Source organism: Halorubrum sp. AD140 (assembly GCF_034497445.1).
Classification (GTDB): domain Archaea; phylum Halobacteriota; class Halobacteria; order Halobacteriales; family Haloferacaceae; genus Halorubrum.
Genome location: NZ_JAXRUU010000012.1, coordinates 49,993 through 56,244 on the forward strand (window position 1 = coordinate 49,993; position 6,252 = coordinate 56,244).

Here is a 6,252-nt window from a genome sequence, read left to right on the forward strand (position 1 = left end):
TGGGGCTTTGGAGGTGTCTATCTGACGCGCTCCGTTAGCAGCGATCGACAAACCGACCGTCGGGAATCGTTCTTCGTTTACACCACCCGTTCGCCGTCGTCGTACACCTCGATGGCGTCGACCGGGCAGACCCGTGCCGCGAACTTCGCGTCGAACTCCTCGCCGTCGGGCACCTCGAGCACGAACACGTCCTCGTCTTCCTCCTCGCTCCCTCGCAGGTCGGCCTTCCCGTCGTTCAGGTTCTTCTCGAAGGCGTCCCACTCGGCGACGCACTGGTACATCCCGACGCAGGTGTCGCGGTCGAACTTCACGCGCATGCGTGCTGGTTCGACGAGCCGGTACAAAGCGCTGGCGACGCCGTACTCACGTGTCTCCGTTTTTGCGTGTCGTATCCGCGGGTCGGTGTCTGCCTTCGCCGCGGTTCGATTCAGCTTCTCGGAATGTCGATCGCAAACGAACAGTCTCGATACGGTGAGCGAGACCGCCGAATCCCCGACCGCGAGGACTTGAGGGGCTCGCTGCGGTCCTCGTCACTCGCTTCACTCGTTCCTGCGGTCCTTACGTCGCCTACGCCGTCCTCGCGTTCGCCCCTTCGAGTCCCGCCCCGCACAGCACCGCCCCTCACACCTCCCCAGCCTCGTCGCTGGCGCAGGGCGCCAGCGACTCCCTCGCACGCGCTGCTCGGCCGCGTGTGCGGCCTCGCAGGCGCGCGCCGACCGCAGACCATCGGGATCGAAACCGCTGCGGGATGGTTCACCCACCACGATCGTCCTTCTTAAGCGTCGCAGGCACCCATCCCCGGGTATGACCACGGTCTGGCTCGTCGATCGAGAGTTCGACTCGAAGGGGCTCGTGCGGCTCACCTACGCCACGGAGGACGGCGAGCGCGTCCACACGAAGGAGCTGGCCGAGCAGCGGCTCGTCACGGGCGACGGGATCACCGCCGGCCGCGACGTCGACGAGAACGCGCTCGGGGAGAGTTCGGCGGACGAGATCGAGCGGTTCGCGGCGGAGGCGTCGCGGATGGCGGCCGAGCACGACCTGGACGACCGGGTCTGACCGCGTCCGGCGGCGCCTGACCGCGCTGTAACGCGGGCTCGCCCTGCACAACCGAGGCCGTTAAGGGGGAACCGCGGGAAGATGGGCGTGAAATGCCCAGTGGTGAGTACGACCCCGACGCCGTCGAGCCGCGGTGGCAGCGGCGATGGGTCGACGAGGAGACGTACGCCTACCCCGACGACGATCCGGTCGATCCGAACACGGTCTTCTCCATCGACACGCCCCCGCCGACGGTATCGGGGAGCCTCCACATGGGCCACCTGTACGGCTTCACCCTCCAGGACTTCGTCGCGCGCTTCGAGCGCATGAACGGCGGCGAGACGTTCTTCCCGTTCGGCTACGACGACAACGGAATCGCCTCCGAGCGGCTCACCGAGGACGAGCTCGGCATCCGCCACCAGGAGTTCGAACGCCGCGAGTTCCAGGCCAAATGCCGCGAGGTCTGCGCGCAGTACGAGGAGCAGTTCACCGCGAACGTCCAGTCGCTCGGCGTCTCGGTCGACTGGAACCACACGTACCAGACGATCGAACCGCGCGTCCAGCGCGTCTCCCAGCTGTCGTTCGTCGACCTGTACGAGCAGGGCCGCGAGTACCGCGAGAAGGCCCCCGCGATCTGGTGTCCCGAGTGCGAGACCGCAATCTCGCAGGTCGAGACCGAGGACGACGAGCAGGACAGCCACTTCCACGACATCGCCTTCCCCGTGGTCGGGGGCGACGCAGACGGCGACACTGACGACGAGTTCCTCATCTCGACGACGCGCCCGGAGCTCCTCCCCGCGTGCGTCGCCGTCTTCGTCCACCCGGACGACGACGAGAACCAGGGTCTCGTCGGCGAGTTCGCCGAGGTCCCCCTGTTCGGCCACGAGGTGCAGATCATCGCCGACGAGCGCGTCGACATGGAGACCGGTTCCGGGATCGTGATGTGCTGTACGTTCGGCGACCAGAACGACATCGAGTGGTACCAGGTCCACGACCTGGACCTCCGGGTCGCCATCGACGAGTCCGGACACATGACCGAGGTCGCCGAGGAGTACGAGGGGTTACACTCCGCCGAGGCCCGCGAGGCCATCGTCTCGGACCTCGACGACGCGGGCGCCCTCCTCGACCGTCGTGGGATCACGCACACGGTCAACGTCCACGAGCGCTGCGGGACGAGCGTCGAGTTCCTCGTCACCGAGCAGTGGTACGTCGAGATGCTCGACAAGACCGACGAGTACCTCGAGGTCGGCCGGGAGATGGAATGGTCGCCGGAGAAGATGTTCACCCGGTACGAGCACTGGGTCGAGGGGCTCCAGTGGGACTGGCTGATCTCCCGCCAGCGCTCCTCAGGAATCCCGTTCCCGGTGTGGTACTGCGAGGACTGCGGCGAGGTCGTCATCGCCGAGAAGGCCGACCTGCCCGTCGACCCCCTCTCGGACGACCCGCCCGTCGACGCCTGTCCCGCGTGCGGTCACGACGCGTTCGAGCCGGAGGACGACGTGCTCGACACCTGGGCCACCTCCAGCCTGACGCCGCTGATCAACGCCGGCTGGGACTGGGACGAGGAGGCCGAGGCGTTCACGATGGAGCACCCGGAGCTGTACCGGTTCGATCTCCGGCCGCAGGGTCACGACATCATCAGCTTCTGGCTGTTCCACACGCTGGTGAAGTGTTACGAGCACACCGGCGAGGTCCCGTTCGAGGAGACGATGATCAACGGGCACGTCCTCGACGAGAACCGCGAGAAGATGTCGAAGTCCGTCGGCAACGTCGTCGAGCCCGAGGCGGTCCTGGCGGAGTTCCCGGTCGACGCCACGCGCTACTGGGCCGCCGGCACCGCCGTCGGCGACGATTTCCCGTTCAAGGAGAAGGACCTCCGCGCGGGCGAGAAGCTCATCCGGAAGCTGTGGAACGCCTCCAAGCTCGTCGAGTCGCTCGCGCCGGAGCCGTTCCCGACCGAGCCGGCGGACGGACTCCGCGAGCTCGACCGGTGGCTGCTCGCCGAGCTCGACGCCAAGATCGAACGGCTCACCGAGCTGTTCGAGGACCGCGCGTTCTCGAAGGCCCGCGACGAGCTCCGGAGCTTCTTCTGGAACACGTTCTGTGACGACTACCTCGAGATCGTCAAGCAGCGCGAGGACGACGCGGCGACGTACACGCTCCGGACGGCGCACCGCCGGTTCCTGAAGCTGTTCGCGCCGCTGCTCGCGCACGTGACCGAGGAGCTCTGGCACGACATGTACGCGGACGGCGCGAGCGACTCGACCCACTCGATCCACCTCGCGGACTGGCCCGAGCCGCTCGGGCTAGAGGCGGACCACGAGGCCGGCGCCGCCGCCACGGCCGTCGTTGGCGCGCTCCGGAAGTACAAGAGCGAGAACCAACTCCCGCTGAACGCCGAGCTCGACGCCGTCGAGGTGTACGCGGACGTTCGCGGCTTCGAGGACGACATCACCGGCGTGATGCACGTCGCCGACGTCGCGGTCCACCCCGACGCCGACGCCCCGGTCGAGACGGTGATTATCGGGATAGACCTCGACTACGCGACGGTCGGCCCGAAGTACGGCGACCGAGTCGGCGACATCGAGGCCGCGATCGCACGCGAGGAGTACGAGATCGACGGCGACGAGCTCCGCGCGGCCGGCGTCACGCTGGTCGGCGACGAGTTCTCGATCGAGGAGGAGCGACAGTATCGGGGCGACGGAGAGCTGCTGGAGGCCGACGACGTCGTCGTCATCGTGCGCGACGAGGCGTAGGCCGACGAACGATCGCCGGTGTTCTCTCGGCTACAGGTCCGCGCCGACCGCGTCGGCGACGGAGTCGAACCCGTCCCGTTCGAGCAGTTCGAGGAGTCCCTCGTTGATATCGCGGGCGAGCCCCGGCCCTTCGTACACGAGCCCGGTGTACAACTGGACGAGCGAGGCTCCCGCACGTATCTTCTCGTAGGCGCCCGCCGCATCCGATATTCCGCCGACGCCGACGATCGGGACGTCGGTCCGCCGGGCGACGAACCGGATCCGGTTCGTGGCGAGGCCCTCGATGGGCTTTCCGGAGAGGCCGCCGCGCTCGGCGCGGTTCGGGCTCTCCAGCGACTCTGGGCGGGAGGTGGTCGTGTTCGTCGCGATGACGCCGTCGAGGTCGAGGTCGTCGACGACGCCGAGCGCGTCTTCGACGGCGGGATCCGGGAGGTCCGGGGAGAGCTTCACGAGGAGGGGGCTCGCGCCGGCGTCGTCGAGGGCGCCGAGGATCTCCGCTAACGCCTCGCGGTTCTGTAGCTCGCGGAGCCCGGGGGTGTTCGGACTGGAGACGTTGACGACGAAGTAGTCGCCTGCGTCCGCGACGCGCTCGTAGGTGTACAGGTAGTCGTCCGGCGCGTCGGCGAGCGGCGTCGACTTCGATTTCCCCATATTGATACCGACGGGCACGTCGGGTAGCGGTTCCTGGTCGAGCCGGTCGCCGACGGCGTCAGCGCCCTCGTTGTTGAACCCCATCCGGTTGATCAGCGCCTTGTCCTCGCGGAGCCGGAACAGTCGCGGTCGCGGGTTTCCCGGCTGCCGCTCGGCCGTCACGCCGCCGATCTCGACGTGGCCGAATCCGAGCGCCGCGAGCGCGCGCGGCACCTCCGCGTTCTTGTCGAACCCGGCGGCGACGCCGACCGGGTTCGGAAACTCGTTTTCGAACGCGTCGACCCGCAGTCGCCGGTCGTCGACGACGTACCTGTCCCGCAGCAGGTCCGTGACCGCGGTTCCCTGTACGGCTCGTAACAGCCGGTGCGTCGTCCCGTGTGCCGTCTCCGCCGGGAGACCGAACAGCGCCGGCTTCAACAGGTCGTACGCGTCCATCGTTCGTATCCGACTCGCCGCGAGCGAACATCAATCCGCCGACCGACGGAGACGCCGCCCGTGCTCCCTGTTTCACTACCGCGTCGCCGTCGCTCGCGAACGTGAGCCTGCGCTGGAGGACGGTCGAAAGCGAGGTCCGGCTCAGAAGTCGTGCTCGAGCTGCTCGGGGTTGGAATCCGCCTTCTGAATGATTATTTTCCCGTCTCGGACCCGGACGAACACCTCGTCGCCGATCTCCATGCCGGCGACGGCGAGTTCGTCCTCGTGGAGATTCACGTGGACGTTGTGGTACTCCCCTTCGTCGTCCTTGGCGCCACTGGGGCTGAGCTTCTTTTTGCGGACCATCGCGGTTGTGCTTGTCGCACTTCGCCACAGCAGACACATAAGTGTTGTTTACGGAAGTCCAAGGCGAAGGTCACGTACTTCAGACCGGGAGCTGAATCCGATACCACTCTACGCCAATCACCGACAGAGCGACGCTCGGTGTACCCCCGTTTCCCCGCGCCCGATATCTTCGCGAGGAGAGGTTGCTCGCTTCCTCGGTAGGTAGTCGCGAGGCGTCACGCGCCCCTGCCATCGCTCTGTGGTCGTCGCGGATCGTCGGTTTTCTCCGCTCGAAACCGCTAGCCGGAGCGGAGTTCGTATAAAAATGTTTTGCTGGACAGCTTTCATTTCCCCGATATATTTATTACAGACTGTGTGCTGAGTTCGCATGGAGGATAAATCATGGTACGTGAAGACGGTAAGCGAAACTTCGCCCTTCGAGAGGAAGACGGATCGGAACCGAGCGAGTTCTCCGGGAACATGCCCCGCCAGGCCGCGCTGAAGGCCGCCCGGACGCTCGACCCCGCTCCCTCAGAGGAGGAGGCGGAACCGACGACCATTCGCCTCCGTGAGAAGGGGACCAAGAAGGTCCACGAGTACGAGGGCTGGGCTTGGAAGGACAGTGCCCCGGAGGTCGACGATGCCGACGACGAGTTCTGGCTCAACGACCTCGACAGCATCACGAAAGCCAACGTCTCGAAGAAAGGGATCGAGCATCTCGACGAGGAGTAGCCACCGAGTCCGTTCGCTTTTTTGAGACCGACCCGCAGAGGTGTGGGTTCGCTCACAGTTCACCGGCATGAAACCGCATGACGTGGCGCCGGTAGTTCGACGAGGTTAAGTACAACCCGGGCATCGTGACTAATGCGAAGAACGCATCCGCGAACTCGAGCCGTTCAACTCGGCCCGGTTTCGCTGGACCCGAAACGCTTCGATGGGTTTATCACCTCTCGAAGGGTACAATCAGGTCCGCGAAGATGAGGATTCCATCCCTGCGCTCCGGCGTAAGCGGGAATCTGATGTGAGCCGTGGTAGTTCGGTGTCATCC

Annotated in this window: 6 protein-coding genes; 3 read left to right on the forward strand and 3 right to left on the reverse strand. The window is 66.1% G+C overall.

Translation table 11 applies throughout. From position 1 onward, the window contains the following. Positions 1 to 77: 77 nt before the first annotated feature. Complete coding sequence (locus tag U4E84_RS05030; protein ID WP_322531004.1) at positions 78 to 317, reverse strand: ferredoxin; 240 nt, start codon at positions 315 to 317, stop codon at positions 78 to 80. A 487-nt stretch (positions 318 to 804) separates the two neighbouring features. On the opposite strand from U4E84_RS05030, the gene U4E84_RS05035 reads away from it, so the two are divergent. After that, a complete protein-coding gene (locus U4E84_RS05035; protein WP_322531005.1) occupies positions 805 to 1,059 on the forward strand; it encodes a hypothetical protein in 255 nt (84 codons plus the stop codon). 92 nt (positions 1,060 to 1,151) lie between these two features. Continuing rightward, on the forward strand, positions 1,152 to 3,794 hold the full coding sequence (locus U4E84_RS05040) for a valine--tRNA ligase (RefSeq protein WP_322531006.1): 2,643 nt from the start codon (positions 1,152 to 1,154) through the stop codon (positions 3,792 to 3,794). A 30-nt stretch (positions 3,795 to 3,824) separates the two neighbouring features. Here U4E84_RS05040 and U4E84_RS05045 read toward each other — a convergent pair whose 3' ends face one another. Together U4E84_RS05045 and U4E84_RS05050 are read right to left on the reverse strand one after the other, a co-directional pair. Next, positions 3,825 to 4,880 carry a quinone-dependent dihydroorotate dehydrogenase gene (locus U4E84_RS05045; protein WP_322531007.1) on the reverse strand — a complete coding sequence of 352 codons (1,056 nt, stop codon included), beginning with the start codon at positions 4,878 to 4,880 and terminating at the stop codon, positions 3,825 to 3,827. Positions 4,881 to 5,021: 141 nt separating this feature from the next. Next, the gene (locus tag U4E84_RS05050) at positions 5,022 to 5,225 is read right to left on the reverse strand and encodes a hypothetical protein (protein WP_092564125.1); all 204 of its coding nucleotides are present in this window, start codon (positions 5,223 to 5,225) and stop codon (positions 5,022 to 5,024) included. Positions 5,226 to 5,606: 381 nt separating this feature from the next. Here U4E84_RS05050 and U4E84_RS05055 point away from each other — a divergent pair, with 381 nt between their 5' ends. Next, positions 5,607 to 5,936 carry a non-histone chromosomal MC1 family protein gene (locus U4E84_RS05055; protein WP_322531008.1) on the forward strand — a complete coding sequence of 110 codons (330 nt, stop codon included), beginning with the start codon at positions 5,607 to 5,609 and terminating at the stop codon, positions 5,934 to 5,936. The last annotated feature ends 316 nt before the right edge of the window (positions 5,937 to 6,252 follow it).